Here is a 20,314-nt window from a genome sequence, read left to right as displayed (position 1 = left end):
ATATTAATAACAGAACCTTAATAAAATTAGTTAATTTTTAACTCTAGAGCGTTAATATTATTAGCAATAACGACAATTATAATACTTTTGACCGTATATATTTGACTGTTGAATAATACCGAAAATACACCACCCAAAATCCCAACAAAACGAAAGTTTCGTTGGCTACGCAGAACACTACGTATTCTGTTAGGAATTCTTGTGTTTTTATTTTTAGTTATCCTATTTATTAGAAGCCCTTGGGGACAGAACATTATCGTTACTAAAGCGGTTAATTATGTTTCAAGTAAAACAAATACTAAAGTTGAAATAGAAAAATTATTTATCACTTTTGATGGAGACGTTCAACTCGATGGTCTTTATCTCGAAGATACCAAAGGAGATACTTTAGTATATTCAAAATCACTAGAAGCTAATGTTCCACTTTTTAAAATGATAAGAGGAGAAGCAGTTGGTGTAGATGCTTTAGATTGGGAAGGCTTACGTGCTAATGTGATTAGAAAAGATAGTATTGAAGGTTATAATTTTCAGTTTTTAATAGATGCTTTTGCTACAACCGATACAACAACAGTTGTAACAGATACCATTTCTACCCCACTCAACTTAGTGCTTAGCAATTTAAAATTTAAGAATTTAGATATTGTATTTGATGATGCCGTTGCCGGAATTGACTCTAGGTTTAAAATTGGTGAATTGAATGCTAACATGGAAACCACAAATCTAGAAGCCATGATTTTTGAAGCTTCAGATATTGAACTGAATAACTCTAATATTAAATTTATTCAAAAACCTGTAGCGATAGACACCACAACAACCGACAGTACTTTGCCAAAGCTATCTTTCGATAAAATTGCTTTAAATAATGTTGTGACTTATTACGAATCTCAACCCGATCGCCTGATTGCTGATGTTAATATTTCAGAATTCTCAACAGAAGATCCTGTTATAAATTTAGCAGATAGTAATTTTAATCTTAAAGAAATTACACTTAAAAATTCTAGAATAAGTTTAAATACAGCAGCCAAAATTAATGGCCTACCAGATTTAACAGAAGACATAAAAGCGGAAACAGAACCAACCACTTTTGAATGGCCACAAATTAAAATTAATATTGCATCTATAGATTTTGAAAACAATCAAATTGACTATAAAGTAGGTGATGCCATAGCTCAAAAAGATATTTTTAATGCGAATGCTATTTCATTAAACAACTTTACTTTACAAGCTAAAGACATTACTTTAAAAGACAGAAATGCAGGGCTTCAATTAAAAACACTACATTTTAATGAAGTTTCAGGATTGAATTTAAACCAATTGAGTTTCAATCTTAAAATCTCTGACCAAAACTTAAATTTAGAAGATTTAGATTTTAGGTTAAATAATAATTCGGTTTCAGGTTATGCAGATTTAAACTACAATTCACTTTCTTCATTATTAGAAAACCCTAAAAGTACAACGGTTAATTTAGACCTACCTTCAATCAATTTATCTTTATCTGAAATTATAAAATTTCAACCTGACTTAAAAAATAACGAATACATCAATACTTTAAGTAAAAATCAACTTAAAGGAATCTTGAAAGCTTCCGGAAGTTTAGCTTCAATTAATTTAACAACCATGAAGCTTAATTGGGGAAATTCCACCAAAATTTCTGCCAACGGAACACTTCAAAATATTACAAACCCTGAAACACTTCAATTTAACATTCCTAATTTTTCTGCGCAAACAACACGTACAGATATCGTAAAATTTGTTAATGAAGCAGATTTAGGCATTAGTTTACCTAAAGACATTAAACTTATTGGGCAAGCAAATGGTAATCCTGAAGCAATTTCTACTAAAGCAAAATTAAATACCACGCAAGGAATCGCAACCGTTGATGGTAACTTTAAAAATGCAGATACTATTGCTTTTGAAGCCAAAGTAACGATTGAAGATTATAAGGTTAACGAACTATTAAACGATCCACAATTTGGGGCACTAAGCTTTAACATCGATTCTAAAGGAAGCGGAACAAACCTAAATAACCTAAACGCAACTTTAGAGGCGACAGTTTCAAAATTTGAGCTAAATAATTATGCTATTACAGATCTTAATCTTAATGGAAATATTGTAAATGGTGAAGGAAATTTAAGTTCAAAATATAAAGACGACAACTTAAATGCAACGTTAGATGTGTTTATGATTTTAGATTCCGTAGCACCTGAAGCAAAAATAAAACTAGATGTTATTGGAGCCAACTTACAATCCCTAGGCCTAATGAGCCGAAATGTTAAAACTGCACTGTCGCTCGATGCTAACTTTAAAGGCAATAGTGAATTTTACGATGCTTCTGCAACCATAGAAAACGGAGTCATTGTTTATGATAATAAAACATATCTTTTAGGGGAGTTAAACGCTTTAGCCTACGTAAATAAAGACACCACTTCGGTTTCTATATCTAATAAAATGCTCGATTTTAATCTAAAATCTAATGCCAATCCACAAACTTTCAGCAAATCTCTACAACGTCATATACTCAGTTATTTTTATAGAGATGAACAAGTATCAGATACTATTACCGATTTTGTAAAGTTAGATCTTAAAGGCAAAATTTCTCAATCCCCATTACTTAACGATGTCTTTTTGGTCAACGTACAAGATTTAGACACCATTGCTATTTCTATGAATTTCAATGAAAAAGCAAGAATTTTAAAAGCGAAAATAGATGCACCTCATATTAATTATAGTGGAAACACTTTAGATAATTTGACCTTTGCTATGAATACTGACAAAACGGACTTCAATTTTAATTTTGGCTTTGATAACATTACTGCAGGTCCTATAAATATGCCTAAAACAATAATTACAGGCCAGCAAACTAATAATGAATTAGCATTAAATTTCTCTGGTTATCATGACGATAAGAAAATTATGAATGTTAATACTAACATTACTGGTAACCGAGAAAAACTAACTTTTACCGTACAACCAGATAGCCTTTTACTTAATAGTCAACAATGGACAATACCATCAAACAATGAAGCTATTTTAAGTGATAATAAACTCGCTTTTAATGAATTTAAGATTTCTAAAAACAATCAATCTATAGCTTTAACAGATAAACTCTCAGAAATCACAAAAGAGCACATAGCCGTAATCTTTGAAAATTTTGATATCGATGAGTTTTTTAATTACCTAAATCCTGAAACTGAAATTGCTAATGGGCAACTTAATGGAGATTTTATACTCGAGGATCCGTTTACAAACGCAGGGATTATTGCTGATTTAAGTATTTCTAAATTCGAAATGCTAAAAACCGACTTAGGAACCTTTAGTTTAAAAGGAAATTCATTAGACAATAACAGTTATGCTTTTAACGCCGGACTTAAAGATGGTGATATTGATTTTGACCTTAAAGGCGATTATACCGTGTCTAATAATGACGCTAATTTAGATCTTAACTTAGATATTAATTCATTTCAAATGAAAGCGCTTAATACGCTATCATTAGGAGAAGTTAAAGATACTGAAGGAAGTTTTTCTGGTGCTTTTAAAGTTACAGGCACAACATCTAATCCGCAATATAGTGGCTCTATAACGTTTAACAACGCAGGCTTTAACGCCACTAAACTGAATACAAAGTTTACGATGGCTAACGAAACTCTAAATGTGAATAATGATGGACTTTCCATGAAAAACTTCACCATACGAGATGAAAACAATAATAATTTAGTCATTTCTGGATCTGTTGGAACGGAAAGTTTTATTAACCCAACGTTTAATTTAGATGTTAAAGCCACTAATTTTCAAGTATTAAACGCCACAAAAGAAGATAATGAAGCTTTTTACGGCAAAGTAACTTTTGATGCTAATGCTAAACTTACTGGAGATTTACAAATTCCTAAACTAAACGCTAAACTTACTTTAGGATCAGACACAGATCTTAAATATGTAATGCCTGCTTCTGTAGCAAATATTGAAGAGCGAGACGGTGTGGTAACCTTCGTTAATCGTGAAAATCCCGATGCTATTTTAACCCAAACAGAAAAACAAACGGCTACTATTAAAGGCTTTGATATTTCAACGCAAATTAAGGTTGGCAAAAAAGCTTCGGTTACCGTAATTCTCGATGAAGAAACAGGCGACAATTTTAAAGCTGCAGGTGAAGGCGATTTTATTTTTACCATGGTTCCTAATGGTCGAATAACACTTTCTGGTGCTTACGAAATTACTGATGGTCACTATGAACTTAACCTTTATAATTTAGTCAATAGAAAATTCTTAATCGCACCAGGCAGTCGTGTTACTTGGTCTGGAGATCCATTAGATGCCCAACTAGATGTTAGAGCTATTTACAATTTAGAAACCTCAGCGTCCTCACTTATGGCTTCTCAAATTTCGGGTGCAGATCCTTCCGTACAAAGCAAGTATAGACAAGTATTACCTTTTAATGTTTACCTTAATATTGAAGGCGAATTATTACAGCCTCAAATCTCATTTGGTTTAGATATGCCCGAAGAAGATCAAGGCGCTATTGGAGGTCAAGTTTACACCAGAGTACAACAAGTCAATGAGCAAGAAAGCGAATTAAACAAGCAAGTGTTTTCTTTATTAGTCTTAAATCGTTTTTACCCAGAATCAGGTAGTGATGGTAGTGATGGCGGATTTGCAACTATTGCTAGAGATAACTTAAATGATGCCGTCTCTGAACAATTAAATGCATTTTCTGATAAAATAATGGGCAACACAGGTGTAGAATTAGATTTTGGACTAGACAGTTATACCGATTACCAAGGAGACTCACCAGCAGATAGAACTCAATTAGATATTGCAGCTCAAAAGAAACTTTTTAACGATCGTTTAACCGTACGAGTTGGTAGTGAAGTTGATTTACAAGGCAGCAGTGCTTCAGGCGAAGAAACCCCAATTATAGGCAACGTAAGTTTAGAATACACTCTATCTGAAGATGGTAGATATCGATTAAAAGGCTTTAGAAAAAGCGAATTTGAAAACGTTATTGACGGACAAACTATTGTTAGTGGAATTGGGTTAATTTTCACAGAAGAATTTAATCAGTTTAGTGAACTTTGGGATTCTATTTTTAAAGAAAAACAAAAAAATGACGCTAAACTAGAAGCAGAACAAAAAGCTAAAGAGGAAGAACAGAAAGCAAATGAAGAAGTAAATGATAAAGCTGTTGAAACAAAAAAGAATTAGACTTTGAATCATAAATTAAAACATATAATCGCATTTTTATTCTTTGGAATCTTTGTCTATTCTTGTAGTATAACAAAACACATTCCGGAAGGAGACCGTTTGTACACAGGTGCTAAAATAGAAATTGAATCAGACAGTAATGTAGATAATTTAGCAGAATTAAAAACGGAATTAAACAGTGTTTTACGTCCAGAGCCTAATTCAAAATTCTTAGGAATGCATCCTGGGTTATTTTTTCATTACAAAATGCAAAAAGAAAAGCCTGGTTTTATTAACCGCTGGCTTTATAAACAAATAGGAGAAAAACCCGTTTATCAATCTAATGTTTCAACTTTTGAAGTTGAAGACATTTTAGAAAACCGCCTAGAAAATAAAGGCTTTTTTTATAGTAGCGCAAGTTCTTCATTTGAAGAAAAGAAAACAGAAGCTTCCGTAACTTATAACTTAAAAGTTACGACACCTTACGCCATGGAGAATTTTCAGGTAGACTCTATGCCTTCAACCATCTATAAAGATGTAAAAGAAGTTACTGACAAATCCCCGTTTAAAAAATCTTCGCGTTTCGATTTATCTAATATGAAGTTAGAAAGGCAACGTATAGATGCAGCATTAAAACAGAAAGGATATTATAACCTTAATCCAGAATTTTTCGTTTTTGAAGCTGATACCAATCAATATGATAATAAAAAGTTTGATTTATTTCTTAAACTAAAGGCTGAAGTTCCAAAAAAATCAACCGTTCCTTATTATATAAAAAATGTCAATATTTATCCTAATTACAAAATCACGGATTCAACTCAAATTCCTGTAGAACGCGTAAATAGTAAAAATTATTTTCAAGATTCTTTATTTTTCGACCCAAAACGACTCGATAAATTTATCACCATAAAAGAAGGAGAATTATACAATCCTAATACTTCTAAAAACACCTCTAGACGACTTTCAAGTATTGGTGCTTATAAATTTGTAAACATTCAATATAAAGAAATCGACAGTTCCTTAACCGATAGCTTAGCAGCCTTAGAAGCTAACATATACTTATCACCTTTAACAAAAAGAGCTGTACGTGCAGAACTGCAAGCGGTTACCAAATCTAACAATTTTACAGGTCCAAACTTAGCGTTAACTTACAGTAATAGAAATTTATTTAAAGGAGGAGAAACACTTAACCTTAGCACAAATGTTGGTTATGAAACTCAATTTGGAAGCGGAGACAATGCAGGTTTAAGTAGTGTTGAACTAGGACTTAAAGCAGAACTTATATTTCCACGTGTCTTATTCCCTATTAAATTCAACGAAGATTTCTTTGAATATTCTGTACCTAAAACAAAAACAAGTCTTGGTTTAAGTTACTTAAGTAGAAGTGAGTTATACACCTTAATATCAGGAAATGGCCTTTTTGGTTACTCATGGAATGCTAATAAATATATTACATATGAGTTTAATCCAATATCTGTAAACTATACACAACTCGCCAAAACCTCAACGGAGTTTGAAGAAATATTAGACGACAACCCATTTCTGCAACTTAGTTTTGATCAGCAATTTATTTCAGGAATGACATTTTCATTTACCTATAATGAAATGATAGACAGCAACGACCCTCATCAATTTTATTTAAATACCACTTTAGATGTTGCGGGGAATTCCATTAGCCTTTTAGGCCAGTCTGGAGAATCTGGAGAATCAGATACTTTTTTAGGTTTACAATATGCGCAGTACGCAAAGGCTGATGTAGATTTTAGATTTCATCTTAACTTCGGAAAAAATAGGGAACAAACCATCGCTACACGGTTTTTTGCAGGTTATGGCTTGCCCTATGGAAACTCTGAAGTTATCCCTTACGTAAAACAATATTTCTCAGGCGGACCTTACAGTGTAAGAGCTTTTAGCATTCGTTCATTAGGACCAGGAACTTATAACGGAGAATCAGACGATGACAGCAGCAGCAGTTATTTTGACCAAACCGGAAACATTAGATTAGAAGCTAACGCCGAATACCGCTTTCCTTTATTTTCTTTCTTTAAAGGAGCCATTTTTGCAGATGCCGGAAACGTATGGAACTCTAAAGAGAATCCTACTTTTGATGGTGAAGATAAATTCACTTCTAACTTTATAAATGAATTAGGAATGGGAACCGGAATTGGTCTTAGAATAGACGTACAAGGTTTTGTAATACGTTTTGATTTAGCAGCACCATTTCATGATCCTTCTGTAGAAGAAGGAAAACGATGGGACTTTAAAGTTGATGAGCCTGTTTTAAATTTTGCAATTGGTTATTCATTTTAACCCTTCTATTCATCAAATTCTTTCATTTATAAATACCTAGTATCTTTGACATCTATATTTTTTTGAAGCATTAGTTTCAATAAACAGATACAATGAGATATGACAGATAAAGAACAATTTATGAAAGAAGCTGTAAATGCAGCTTTAAAAGGAATGAATAACAATGAAGGCGGACCTTTTGGCTGCGTTGTTGTTAAGGATGGAAAAATTGTAGGACGCGGAAATAATAAAGTGACCTCTACAAATGACCCAACAGCACATGCCGAAGTTACAGCTATTAGAGATGCTTGCAAAAACTTAGATTCTTTTCAATTAGAAGGTTGCGAAATTTATACCTCTTGCGAACCTTGCCCAATGTGTTTAGGTGCTATTTATTGGGCCAGACCAGATAAAGTTTACTACGGAAGTAACCAAGTAGATGCTGCAAATATTGGTTTTGATGACGAATTTATTTACAAAGAAATCCCGCTTCCTTACGAAAAAAGAAGTATTCCTTTTCAGCAATTAGCACGCGAAATAGCCTTAGAACCATTTCAAGAATGGACTAAAAAAATAGACAAAACAGAATACTAAAATGAGTTCTCTTCATAAATTTCTGTAATTTTTACAATTTAACTTCGACATAATACAGTATATTGATTGTTCTAAATCAAAAAAATATTATGTCAAAACCATATTACGATGCTGCGGATTTACGCAAATTCGGAAAAATCACAGAATGGAATGAAGAACTAGGAACTAAATTCTTCGATTATTACGGTAAGGTATTTGAAGAAGGCGCACTAACAGCGCGCGAAAAATCATTAATTGCCTTAGCTGTAGCACACACAGAACAATGTCCATATTGCATTGATGCTTACACAAAAGACACATTACAACGTGGTGTTACCAAAGAACAAATGATGGAAGCCATACATGTTGGTGCAGCAATAAAAAGTGGCGCAACTTTAGTACATGGTGTACAAATGATGAATAAAGTGAATAAATTAGACGGTTAAGCATAAAACCTTAACCTCTTTTTTTTCGTAAGAATTACAACAAAGAGCAATAATTAATGGCAACAAAGTCCCTGAAAAAACTCGGAAACGATTTAGCGCAAAGCAATAAGCAATTAGAAATCCTCTCTAATGGCATTTTTAAAAATGGTGAATTACCAACCTTTAAAGATAAGATTTCAAAAACGAGTCAATTTCCTATAAAAGCAAAAAAACTAGAAATTTTACAAATCAATGTAGGCTACATGTGCAACCAAGTTTGCGACCATTGCCATGTTGATGCTGGTCCGGACCGAAAAGAGATAATGACTAGAGACACCATGAGACAATGTCTTGAAGTGATCAAAAACTCTGGCGCACACACACTCGATTTAACTGGTGGAGCGCCAGAAATGAATCCGGATTTTAGATGGTTTGTAGAAGAAGCGGCTAAAGTTGGTATTACAGATTTTATAGTACGTTCTAACCTAACTATTATTAGAGCTAACAAAAAATACTACGATTTACCAGAATTCTTTAAAAAACACAATGTACATGTCGTGAGTTCCATGCCACACTGGACACGTGGAAAAACAGATAAACAACGTGGTGATGGTGTTTTTGATAAATCTATAAAAGCGTTACAAGAATTAAATGCTGTTGGCTACGGAATGCCAGGTAGCGACCTAAGATTAGATTTGGTTTACAATCCTTCAGGTGCATTTTTACCAGGAGACCAAGCGGCTATGGAAAAAGATTTCAAAAAGGCATTGATGGACGATTTTGGTATTGAATTTCACAATTTATTTGCGATTACAAACTTACCAATTGCTAGATTTTTAGATTATTTAATCGCTTCCGAAAACTACGAAGATTACATGTACTCTTTAGTAGAAGCTTATAATCCTACTGCTGTTGAAAACGTAATGTGTACTAATACACTATCTATTAGTTGGGATGGCTATTTATTTGATTGTGATTTTAATCAGATGTTAGAATTACCCGTAAATAGTAAGTCTAGGCATATTTCAGAATTTAACGAAGAATTATTAGAAGGAAGAAACATCGTTATTTCTCAACATTGCTATGGTTGTACTGCTGGAGCAGGAAGTAGTTGCCAAGGTGTTGTAGCATAAACAAATTCAGATAAAAGTAGAAATATCACAATAGAAACAAAATTACATTCTTGCCTGAGCAGGAATAACCAATGAATAACAAAACCGCCATATTAATCTTTGCAAATTCTGCAGAAAAACAATTGACGTCAAAATCAGTTGCTTCTTCTGACTTCTTTAATTTGCTTGATTCTGATACTGTAAAAACAGTAAAAAAAGCGGGTTTACCTTATTTTCATATTTCTGAGAAAGCGCAAAAAGGACATTCATTTGGAGAACGTTTTACCAATGCTATTGAAACCGTTTTTAACCAAGGGTTTCAAAATGTTATAACACTTGGTAATGATATCCCCAACCTTACCGCTAATCTTATAGTAAAAGCCAAAGATAAATTAGAGAATTCAGATTATGTTTTAGGACCTTCAACCGATGGAGGATTCTATTTAATGGGTTTCAAAAAAGCACATTTTAGTAAAACAGAAATCCAAAATTTACCTTGGCAAACGTCAAAATTAAGACGTTGTTTACATCAAGAATTACAACAACAAAACGAAAGTATTTCTTACTTAGAAACGCTAACAGATATTGATGACACTTCAGATATAGAACTGATCTTAAAAAGTTTTAAGTCTTTAGATTTCAACATTAGAAAACTGCTTTTAAAAATTCTAAAAACAGTAAAAACAATTGTAATAGTAGCCTCTGTTTTTCATGGTAAAACAGTTTTCAAAAAACAATACAATAAAGGCTCACCTATTTTACTTCATATTTAAAATTGGGTTTTAATTTCATTAATTCCTAAGGATTTTTTCTTTCAAATAATCTAACATTTTAAAAAACCGCCACACTTTGTGGTCTACATATGAAGCACATTTACTTATGCTTACTGCTATGCTTTTGCTTTTTCAGTAATGCTCAAATTATAATTACAGGTACGGTTACAGAAGCCGGCTCAAAAAACCCTTTACCATTTGTAAACATTACTGCAAATAACGGTCAGGGAACATCTTCTAACGATGAAGGCACTTATGTTATTACTGTAAATTCTAAGACAGATAAACTCACCTTTTCTTTTTTAAGCTACAAAACACAAACGGTTACTATTGGTAACAACACCATTATTAATATAGAATTGGAAGAAGATTTGGCTGCCTTAGATGAGGTTGTAATTACCGCTTTAGGTCTTGAGCGAGATACCCGAGAATTAGGTTACGCTGTGCAAGCCATATCCTCTAAAAAACTAACGGAAGTAAAAACGGTAAATTTCTTAGATAATTTACAAGGAAAACTAGCAGGTGTAACAGTTACACAAGGCGCAACAGGTGTTGGATCTTCATCTAAAATTACAATAAGAGGAGAAGCTTCTTTTTCTAATAACAATCCTTTATTTGTTGTCGATGGCGTGCCTATAAATAACGAAACCGTTTTTAATTTCACAAACGAAGCTGCTGCTGGATTTCAAGAAATTGATTTTGGTAACGGTGGCATGGAGGTCAATCCGGATGATATTGGATCCGTGACGGTTTTAAAAGGTCCGAGTGCTGCTGCATTATATGGCACAAGAGCTTCTAATGGTGTTATTGTTATTGAAACCAAAAACGGAAAAAACAAAAGGGGTTTAGGCGTTAGTTTTAATTCGTCTCTTTTTGTTGAATCTGCTTTTAAATTGCCCGATTTCCAAAATTCATATGGCCAAGGTAATTCTGGAGAATTTGAATATGTAGACGGTTTAGGCGGTGGTATAAATGACAACATCACTTATTCTTGGGGACCACGATTAGACACTGGTTTGTTAATTCCTCAGTTTGATAGTCCTGTACAATTGGTAAATGGTTCTTTTGTTCGTGGTGGAGACACAGCATTATATGATGGATTAGCAATAACAGCAACACCTTTTACATCAAACCCAGATAACTTAAAGGATTTTTATCAAACAGGAGTTACTACGATTAATAACATATCGATTTCTAATGGGTTTGATACCGGAAATTATAGATTATCGTTCACCGATTTAAGAAGTGAATCGATTATTCCTGGTGTTAATTTAGATAGACAAACCATTTCTACAAAACTGAATTTTAACCCGAGTGACAAAACAAAAATTAACGCTTCCATAAGTTATATTAATTCTAGTAGTGACAACAGACCGTCTAATGGTTATGGTAGCGAAAATGCAAATTATTCACTTGTTGCTTGGGGACCACGCTCTTTAAATATTCAAAATTTAAAAAATTATTGGCAACCTGGATTAGAAGGCACGCAACAATACTCATTTAACTATACCTTTTTTGACAACCCCTATTTCATCTTAAATGAAAACACCAATTCCTTTAATCGCGACCGTATTTTCGGGAATATTTCCATTAAGCAAGGACTAACTAAAAACTTAAGTATTTCCTTAAGAACAGGAATGGATTATAGTACCGAAACTAGACAATTACGTCGTGCTTACAGTAGCAATAGATTTAGTAATGGTGCATACGCAGAACACGATGTCATGTTTAGAGAAGTGAATACCGATTTTTTAATCAACTATAAAAATCAGTTTAATAATATTTCTGTGGATGTGTTTTTAGGTGGAAATAGATTGAATCAAACCGCAACCACAAATCAATCCCAAACGGTCAGTTTAGCACAGCCAGGAATCTTTAATTTAAATAATGCAGCTTCACCTATTGAAACGTTTCAGTTTGAAAGTGAAAAGCGAATTAATTCATTTTACGGAATCACAAAACTAGGTTATAAAGACTATTTATTTTTAGATATTACAGGTCGAAATGATTGGTCTAGCGCTTTAGCCACACCATTTTCTGTAGACGGAACCTCGTTCTTCTACCCTTCTATTTCTTCAAGTTTTATCTTATCTAATGTTACAGAATTACCTCATATCATTTCATTTGCAAAATTTAGAGCAAGTGTTGCACAGGTTGGTAATGACACAAGTGCTTACCAAACTTCTGGTGCTTTTGTATCACAAACACCATACAATAGCGAACCTACGTTTAGCGACCAAGATTTTATTCCCAATGCCAATTTAAAACCAGAAAGCACCACCTCTTATGAGTTTGGTACAGATTTACGATTTTTAGATAATAGATTACGATTCGATTTTACGTATTACAATGCCAATACAAAAGACCAAATTATTTCATTACCAGTTGCCATTTCTTCTGGTTACAGTCAACAAGTAATTAATGGCGGAAATGTAAACACACAAGGAGTCGAAATTGTTTTAGGGATTACACCAATTCAAACGGATAACTTCAATTGGAATAGCACGTTTAACTTCGCCACTAATCGCTCTGTTATTAAAAACTTACCTCAATCGGACGGAAGACTAACCTTGGCTTACAGCAGAATTTATGACAGTGCAAATCAAACCGTTTGGTTTCAAGTAGAAGAAGGTGGACGTGTTGGTGATTTCTACGGAACAGGTTATCAAAAAAATGATAATGGAGAATTTTTAATTGATGATAATGGTAACTATATAGCTGATGATAATTTAAAAAAATTAGGAAATTCTAATTCCGATTTCACATTAGGATGGAGCAATAATTTCAATTATAAAAATTGGAATATGAGCTTTTTATTCGATTGGCGACAAGGGGGCGAAGTCGTTTCTAGAACACGTGCTTTAGGAAATGTTGGTGGTCAACTAGCTGAAACTAGTTACCGACCAGATGCCGGAATTGTTACACAAGGTGTCAATGTAAATACTGGACAAGCAAATACCGTTGCGATTACTGCAGAAAGTTATTACCGACAGTTTTACGATAGAAATCACGAAGAGAATAATGTTTACGATGCTTCCTTTTTAAAACTTCGTCAATTTTCTATTGGTTATACGTTCGATATAAAAGATGGATTTTTAGGTTTGAAAGAAGGTGCTGACATTAGTCTTTCCTTAGTTGGAAACAACTTATTTGCCATAACCGAAAATCCGCATTTTGACCCAGAACAATTAGCCGTTCAAGGCAATGGATTTGTAAGTGGTGTTGAAGATATGAGTTATGCGACCACACGAAGTATTGGTTTTAAAGCCGGATTTAACTTCTAGTTCTCAAGACAGACAATGAGAATCTCAAGAAGAGAAAATAAAAGAATAAAGTTCCCTTTTTCAAGGGAATGAAAATAAAATTTTAAATGAAAAATTTCACATATATACTTTCTGTTTTATTTATTGCAACAACAATGAGTTGTACCAAAGATTTTGAAGACATTAATACCAACCCAAACCAACCAAGTTCAGTCCAACCGAGTTTGTTACTGAGACAAGTTATTTACGATTTTGGAGAAAACATGAGTTACGAAGGTTTTGTTGCTGGTGACTTATTAGCGCAACACAGAACAGCTTTAGATTTCAACCTATTTGATAGACACGCTTTAAAATCACCACAATTAGGAGGTAATCCTTGGCCTATTTTTTACACCAATTTAAGAGATAATGAGATTATACTAAATCAAGCTAGAACCACAGAAACCTTTGCTGTTTATGAAGGTCCTGCGTTAATTTTGAAAGCCTATATGGCTGCTGGCTTAACTGATTTATTTGGAGACGTTCCCTATTTTGAAGCGTTCAATGGTGTTGAAGGCACCGTAACACCAGCATACGATTCACAAGAAGACATCTATCTTAATGAAAACGGTATTTTAGATAATTTAGATAAAGGTATTGCTGCAATTGAAGCCTATACTGATGTAATTCCATTGGAAGGCGATATTTTATTTGATGGCAATTTAGATGCTTGGATAAAATTTGCGAATGCTTTAAAAATTAAACATTTGGTTCGTATTTCAGACAAAATAGATGTTACTAGTGATTTACAATCGCTTTTTGATGAAGGCAATTTTATCACTTCAAACAGCGAAAATGCTATTTTCAATTTTACCAACACAGATCCAAACAGTTTTAGATTAGCACAATTACGAATTGGAGATTTCAATAATTTTGTATTGTCCGAAACTATGGAAGATATTTTAATTGGCTTGAATGACACGAGACTTTCAAGTTTATTTCGTCCGTTTTCAAATTCAAGTACTAATGAATTTAATGGTTTGCTAAATGGAATCGATGCATCTTCGACCTCTATTGCTTTAGCAGATTATTCTTTAGCAAGTACGGCTTTCAGAGAAGATACTTCAACTTTAGATGCTAATTTTATAACCGCTTGGGAAGTACAATTCGCCTTAGCCGAAGCAGCTGCCAAAGGCATTATTTCTGCAGATACACAGACGTTATACAACGCTGGAGTTACGTTAGCATTTGAGTATTGGAACACGGAACTACCTACAGATTACCTTTCTGGTCCTGCTGCTTATAATGCTTTTGGGACAAGTCCGATGGAACAAATTTTAACGCAGAAATGGATAGCCAATGTGATTAATGGTTATGAAGGCTGGATAGAATACCGAAGAACAGGTTTCCCAGAATTGCAAACCATTTCTGCAAGTTTAAACAATGATTTAATCCCGATTAGAATGCCTTATCCTGCTGAAGAAGCAGCTTTAAATTTTGAAAATTACACTGTTGCTGCAACCGCAACAGACAACAATAGTATAAACGTGCCGGTTTGGTGGAATGAATAATGGAATATGGATATAATTAACTGGCAATGGACATTGATAATTGCATCGAGTTTAATACTCTTTATATTATCTCCATTAGCAAAGACAACAGAGGAATTTTTTAAGGCGGTTCATAAAAAGAAAGCACCAAACGCTTTAGTGCTTACCGGAAGCCTTATTATTTCTTGGATTTTTGCCAAGAGCATTACCAATGCCGCAAATCTAGGTTTAAGCTTTGGTATTGTTGGAGGTGTGGCTTATGCTGGTTATTATGTATCGTTTGCTGTCGCTGGTTTATTGATTTACAAAATGCGCGTTGTTGGCGGATTTAAAAGTATTCATCAATTTTTAATCACCAAATTCGGAAAAGGAGCTATGGCTTTGTTTTCTATATTAATTGCCATCAGGTTATTCAATGAAGTTTGGAGTAACACCATGGTTATTGGTAGTTATTTTGGTGAAACAGGCAGTTCCAATTATTATAGGGCCATTATCGTTTTTACTGTTTTAACTTTAGCGTATGCGATTAAAGGAGGTTTAAGTAGTTCTATTTTTACTGATGTGATTCAGATGGTATTATTTAGTATTCTACTTATGGTAATTCTATGGAACATCTTTTCAATAGAAACTTTTAGCGTTACTGATGTCGTCACTTCTGGGACTTGGAGTTTTGAGTTAGGTTTAAACCTTTTCTTCGCTGCCATTATTCAATCCTTTAGTTATCCGTTTCACGATCCTGTTTTAACAGATAGAGCCTTTATCAGTTCGCCTAAAGTGACACGTAAAAGTTTTTTATGGGCGAGTTTATTAGGTGCTATTTGCATTATACTATTTAGCGTCATTGGTGTCTATGCGCAAACCCAAGGTTTTAAAGGTCAAGCCGCCGTAGAAGTTGGCAAAGCCTTTGGTGTGGTTATTTTATTAGTCATTAATTTTATAATGATTACCTCAGCCGCTTCAACACTAGACTCTACGTTTTCGTCCTTTTCAAAATTATTAGCGATTGATTTAGGCATGGTTAACGATTTAACCTTTGGAAGAGCATCCATGGCTGCCATAGCGATTTTGGGCACACTACCTGTTTTTCTTGAAGCCGAAATTTTATCCGCAACCACCATATCAGGAACGATGGTTATTGGCTTAACACCTGTATTCTTATTCTGGAATATTAAAGTTCCAAAACTGAGTTTTTATCTAAGTGTAATTTCTGGTTTAACATTTGGGTTTTTACTCATTTTTGATCTGTTTCCAGAAGTCTTAATTTTTACAGAAGGAAAATATGCGGATTTACTTTGGGTTAATATTTGGGGAATTTTGAGTTGTACTGTTTTATATTTTATTCCGAAATGGTTGAAATCAAATAAATAAGATGTCCACTTGCGTGGAAAATGTTATGGATAAAAACATAGTTGACATAGGAAACCTTTCAGGTAAAGTACTACTCTTTGGTGGTGTTTACAGTAACCTTCAAGCACTTGAAGCACTAATTGCTGTGGCAGAATCTGAAGGTATTGCCCCTGAAAACTGTATTTGTACTGGTGATATTATTGGCTATTGTGCCCAACCTGAAGAAACCATGCAAACCTTTAAAAACTGGAATGCAAGGAGTATTATTGGTAATGTAGAAATACAGTTACGAGATGATGAAGCCGATTGTGGTTGCGATTTCACAGAAGGTTCTCGTTGTGATGGTTTTTCTCAACAATGGTATCCGTATGCTAAAAGTAAACTTTCAAAAACATCTTTAGATTATTTGCAAACGCTTCCAGATCATATAACATTCAACTATGGGAATCAAAAGGTTTCGGTAGTACATGGTTCTTATTTTAATGTTTCTGAATTCATATTTAAATCGACGGATTGGGCAACCAAGCTTCCAAATTTTGAAGCATTACAAAGTGATATTATTATTGCAGGACATTCAGGCTTACCGTTTATAGAGGAACAAAAAGACAAACTTTGGATAAATCCGGGAGTGATTGGTATGCCCGCAAATGATGGTAGTCCTGATGTTTGGTTTACAATTTTAGACGATACTACAAAACCTATACTTGCAAATTTCCGTAAGTTAGAATACAACCATATGCTCACCAACAAATTAATGTTAAACGGATTGTTACCTGAATCTTACGCAAAAACAATTGTAACTGGAATTTGGGACAATATGGAAATTTTGCCTGAAACAGAGAAACTATTAAAAGGAAAAATAATACTATTGTAAGGTTAAACTAATTATTTATACTAAAGCAAAATGCAAAAACTCTTTATATTATCTTTTTTATTCATTAGCACTCTTGGATATAGCCAGGATACGCTGGTAAAGCTATTAAAAAAGTATAATAAAGAGACGATTCCTTATGTTTCTGCTCAAGAATTAGCAACTCAAATTACAGACGCTAGAGTATTAGATACTAGAGAACTTAATGAATACAACGTAAGCCACATAAAAAATGCATTATATGTTGGTTATAAAAAATTCGATATAAATACAGTTAAAAAATCACTCCCAGACACTTTACAAACCATTATTGTTTACTGCACTATTGGAGTGCGTTCAGAAGACATTGGTGAGAAGCTTAAAAAGGCTGGCTACACCAATGTTTATAATTTATTTGGTGGTATTTTTGAATGGAAAAACAATAATTTCCCTGTATTTAATTCCGAAGAAAAAGAAACAGAAAACGTACATGCTTACTCCATAGAATGGGGTAAATGGCTACAAAAAGGTATTAAAATCTATGACTAAATCTCTCGTAATTGTTTTTGTAAAAAACATAAAATTAGGAACTGTAAAAACAAGACTTGCCAAAACTATTGGTGACTATGGTGCTTTTGATGTTTATACCGAATTAGTTAAAATCACAGAAAAAGCAACTAAAGCATTAGATTTTGATAAACGTATTTATTTTTCTAACGCCATTGTAGATGAACAATGGAAAGATGAAATTAAAATGGTTCAGAGCGGAGCAGATTTAGGTGAGCGTATGCTTAATGCTTTTAAAAAAGGCTTTGCAGATGGTTATGAAAAAATCGTACTTATTGGTTCTGATTTACCAGACATTAATTCTACACATATTGAAAAAGGGATAGATGCTTTAAATACAAACGAAGTTGTTTTTGGCCCAGCTGAAGACGGTGGTTATTATCTAGTAGGAATGTCTAAATTAAACACTTCTATTTTCACCGATAAACCTTGGAGTCAACCTAACTTATTAAAAGGTACGTTACAAGAGTTACATAAAAATAACGTTACAGTTAATACTTTAGATATTTTAAACGATATTGATACTTATGAAGATTTAATTGCTTCAAATTTTTATAAATCAAACGTAAAATTACAAGAAAAAATACAACAACTCAATGATTAAATTAATAACAGAAAGCACCGAATATTTACAAAGTAAAGGTTTTAAAAATCCTGAAGTTGGTATCATTTTAGGTACAGGTTTAGGACAATTAATTAACGAGATTGAAATTATTGCCGAGGCAAGCTACAATCATATTCCAAATTTCCCAACTGCCACTGTAGAGTTTCATAAAGGCAAACTTATTTACGGAATTTTAGAAGGTAAAAAAGTAGTGGTTATGCAAGGCCGTTTTCATGTTTATGAAGGTTATAGTTTACAAGACGTTACATTTCCTGTTAGAATTATGGAAAAACTAGGGATTAAAACCTTATTGGTTTCTAATGCAGCAGGTGCTGTTAATTTAGACTTTAAAAAAGGAGAATTAATGCTTATTGACGATCATATTAATCTTCAAGGAAGTTCACCTTTAGCTTTCAAAGGCGTTTCTGAATTAGGAGAACGCTTTACAGATATGAGCGCACCTTATGATGCAGATATCAATTCTAAATTTGAAAACATAGCCAAAGAAAATAATATTACACTACACAAAGGTGTTTATACAAGCGTTGTTGGTCCTCAACTAGAAACACGTGCAGAATACCGTATGCTTAAAATTATGGGTACCGATGCTGTTGGTATGAGTACAGTTCCAGAAATCATTGTCGCTAATCACTTAAAATTAAAAGTTGCCGCTGTTTCTGTTTTAACGGATGAATGCGATCCTGAAAATTTAAGACCTGTAGATATTTCTGAAATTATTGCTATGGCAGAGAAAGCAGAACCAAATATGATTACTCTTTTTAAAGAATTAATTAAAAATTTGTAAGTCTAAACAGATTTAACCTACAAAAGGATTATTAATTAAAAGACTACCCCTTTTTTTTTACAATCTAAATGGAAAAATACCTAGACATATTCACTAAATCTTATTCCAGCTATTGGAACTATCTAAAGTATGAATTCATTGATATTTATCATTGGGATAACTTCTTTTATGGACTTATCCTTATTTCTATTTTAGTATGGATTTTAGAAATTGCTTTTCCTTGGAGAAAGGAACAGGCCCTTTTTAGAAAAGATTTTTGGTTAGATACATTTTATATGTTCTTTAATTTCTTCATACTAAACCTAATTATACTTATTGCACTCTCTAACACGGTTTCTGAAGTATTTAATGATATTTTAGGAATTGTTGGCTTATCCGTTTCAAGTTTTCAGTTATTTGATGTCGATGAACTACCAAAATGGTTAGGGCTTTTTATCTTTTTTATAGTTTCAGATTTTGTTCAGTGGAATACACACCGTCTATTACATCGTTTTGAATGGCTTTGGAATTTTCACAAAGTACATCATAGTATAAAAGAAATGGGGTTTGCTGGGCATTTACGTTACCATTGGATGGAACCCGTAGTTTATAAGTCTATTTTATATATCCCCTTAGCTATTATTGGAGGTTTTGATGCACAAGATGTTGCCATCATATATTTCTTCAACATTGCTATCGGACACTTAAACCATGCTAATTTGGGTTGGGATTATGGAATTTTAAAATATCTATTCAACAATCCAAAAATGCATATTTGGCATCATGTTAGAGAATTACCAAAAGGTGAACGCTTTGGAGTAAACTTCGGAATTACATTAAGTATTTGGGATTATCTTTTTAAAACAGATTACATTCCGCATGACGGAAGAGATATTGAACTAGGGTTTGATGATGATGACATATTCCCTAAAGATTTTATAGGACAATCTGTATATCCTGCATTTTCAAAGAAACGTAAATCTAGCGTTTCAGAATAATTTAACCTTTCTAATTAAACAC

General features: G+C 33.2%; 14 protein-coding genes. All 14 read left to right on the top strand.

The annotated features are described in order from the left end of the window. Nucleotides 1-108: 108 nt before the first annotated feature. Nucleotides 109-5,199, top strand: a complete 5,091-nt coding sequence (locus tag HSX10_RS01320; protein WP_173586397.1) for a translocation/assembly module TamB domain-containing protein — start codon at nucleotides 109-111, stop codon at nucleotides 5,197-5,199. Between the two features lie 3 nt (nucleotides 5,200-5,202). Then, complete coding sequence (gene tamL / locus HSX10_RS01315; RefSeq protein ID WP_173586396.1) at nucleotides 5,203-7,488, top strand: translocation and assembly module lipoprotein TamL; 2,286 nt, start codon at nucleotides 5,203-5,205, stop codon at nucleotides 7,486-7,488. A 99-nt stretch (nucleotides 7,489-7,587) separates the two neighbouring features. Continuing rightward, the gene (locus HSX10_RS01310; protein ID WP_173586395.1) at nucleotides 7,588-8,061 is read left to right on the top strand and encodes a nucleoside deaminase; all 474 of its coding nucleotides are present in this window, start codon (nucleotides 7,588-7,590) and stop codon (nucleotides 8,059-8,061) included. Nucleotides 8,062-8,150: 89 nt separating this feature from the next. After that, on the top strand, nucleotides 8,151-8,486 hold the full coding sequence (locus HSX10_RS01305; protein WP_173586394.1) for an arsenosugar biosynthesis-associated peroxidase-like protein: 336 nt from the start codon (nucleotides 8,151-8,153) through the stop codon (nucleotides 8,484-8,486). Between the two features lie 56 nt (nucleotides 8,487-8,542). Next, a complete protein-coding gene (arsS, locus tag HSX10_RS01300; protein WP_173586393.1) occupies nucleotides 8,543-9,598 on the top strand; it encodes an arsenosugar biosynthesis radical SAM (seleno)protein ArsS in 1,056 nt (351 codons plus the stop codon). Between the two features lie 71 nt (nucleotides 9,599-9,669). Then, on the top strand, nucleotides 9,670-10,350 hold the full coding sequence (locus tag HSX10_RS01295) for a TIGR04282 family arsenosugar biosynthesis glycosyltransferase (protein WP_173586392.1): 681 nt from the start codon (nucleotides 9,670-9,672) through the stop codon (nucleotides 10,348-10,350). 89 nt (nucleotides 10,351-10,439) lie between these two features. Then, nucleotides 10,440-13,634, top strand: coding sequence for a SusC/RagA family TonB-linked outer membrane protein (locus HSX10_RS01290; protein ID WP_173586391.1), 3,195 nt, complete (start codon nucleotides 10,440-10,442; stop codon nucleotides 13,632-13,634). 86 nt (nucleotides 13,635-13,720) lie between these two features. Continuing rightward, entirely contained in the window at nucleotides 13,721-15,163 is a 1,443-nt protein-coding gene (locus HSX10_RS01285) for a SusD/RagB family nutrient-binding outer membrane lipoprotein (RefSeq protein ID WP_173586390.1), read from the top strand. 6 nt (nucleotides 15,164-15,169) lie between these two features. Continuing rightward, nucleotides 15,170-16,510, top strand: coding sequence for a sodium:solute symporter family transporter (locus HSX10_RS01280; protein ID WP_173586389.1), 1,341 nt, complete (start codon nucleotides 15,170-15,172; stop codon nucleotides 16,508-16,510). 25 nt (nucleotides 16,511-16,535) lie between these two features. After that, nucleotides 16,536-17,363, top strand: a complete 828-nt coding sequence (locus tag HSX10_RS01275; RefSeq protein ID WP_173586388.1) for a metallophosphoesterase family protein — start codon at nucleotides 16,536-16,538, stop codon at nucleotides 17,361-17,363. A gap of 30 nt (nucleotides 17,364-17,393) precedes the next feature. Then, nucleotides 17,394-17,888: a rhodanese-like domain-containing protein gene (locus HSX10_RS01270; protein WP_173586387.1), complete on the top strand. Its 495-nt coding sequence runs from the start codon at nucleotides 17,394-17,396 to the stop codon at nucleotides 17,886-17,888. Next, on the top strand, nucleotides 17,881-18,510 hold the full coding sequence (locus HSX10_RS01265; RefSeq protein WP_173586386.1) for a TIGR04282 family arsenosugar biosynthesis glycosyltransferase: 630 nt from the start codon (nucleotides 17,881-17,883) through the stop codon (nucleotides 18,508-18,510). Before HSX10_RS01270 ends, HSX10_RS01265 begins: the two co-directional genes overlap by 8 nt. Further along, a complete protein-coding gene (locus HSX10_RS01260; protein WP_173586385.1) occupies nucleotides 18,503-19,315 on the top strand; it encodes a purine-nucleoside phosphorylase in 813 nt (270 codons plus the stop codon). Before HSX10_RS01265 ends, HSX10_RS01260 begins: the two co-directional genes overlap by 8 nt. A 68-nt stretch (nucleotides 19,316-19,383) precedes the next feature. Then, on the top strand, nucleotides 19,384-20,292 hold the full coding sequence (locus HSX10_RS01255) for a sterol desaturase family protein (protein ID WP_173586384.1): 909 nt from the start codon (nucleotides 19,384-19,386) through the stop codon (nucleotides 20,290-20,292). Nucleotides 20,293-20,314: the final 22 nt, after the last annotated feature.

Source organism: Winogradskyella undariae, assembly GCF_013285155.1.
Lineage (GTDB): Bacteria > Bacteroidota > Bacteroidia > Flavobacteriales > Flavobacteriaceae > Winogradskyella > Winogradskyella undariae.
Note: the sequence above shows the minus strand (reverse complement) of the source record. Positions and strands in the feature narration are given on the sequence as shown.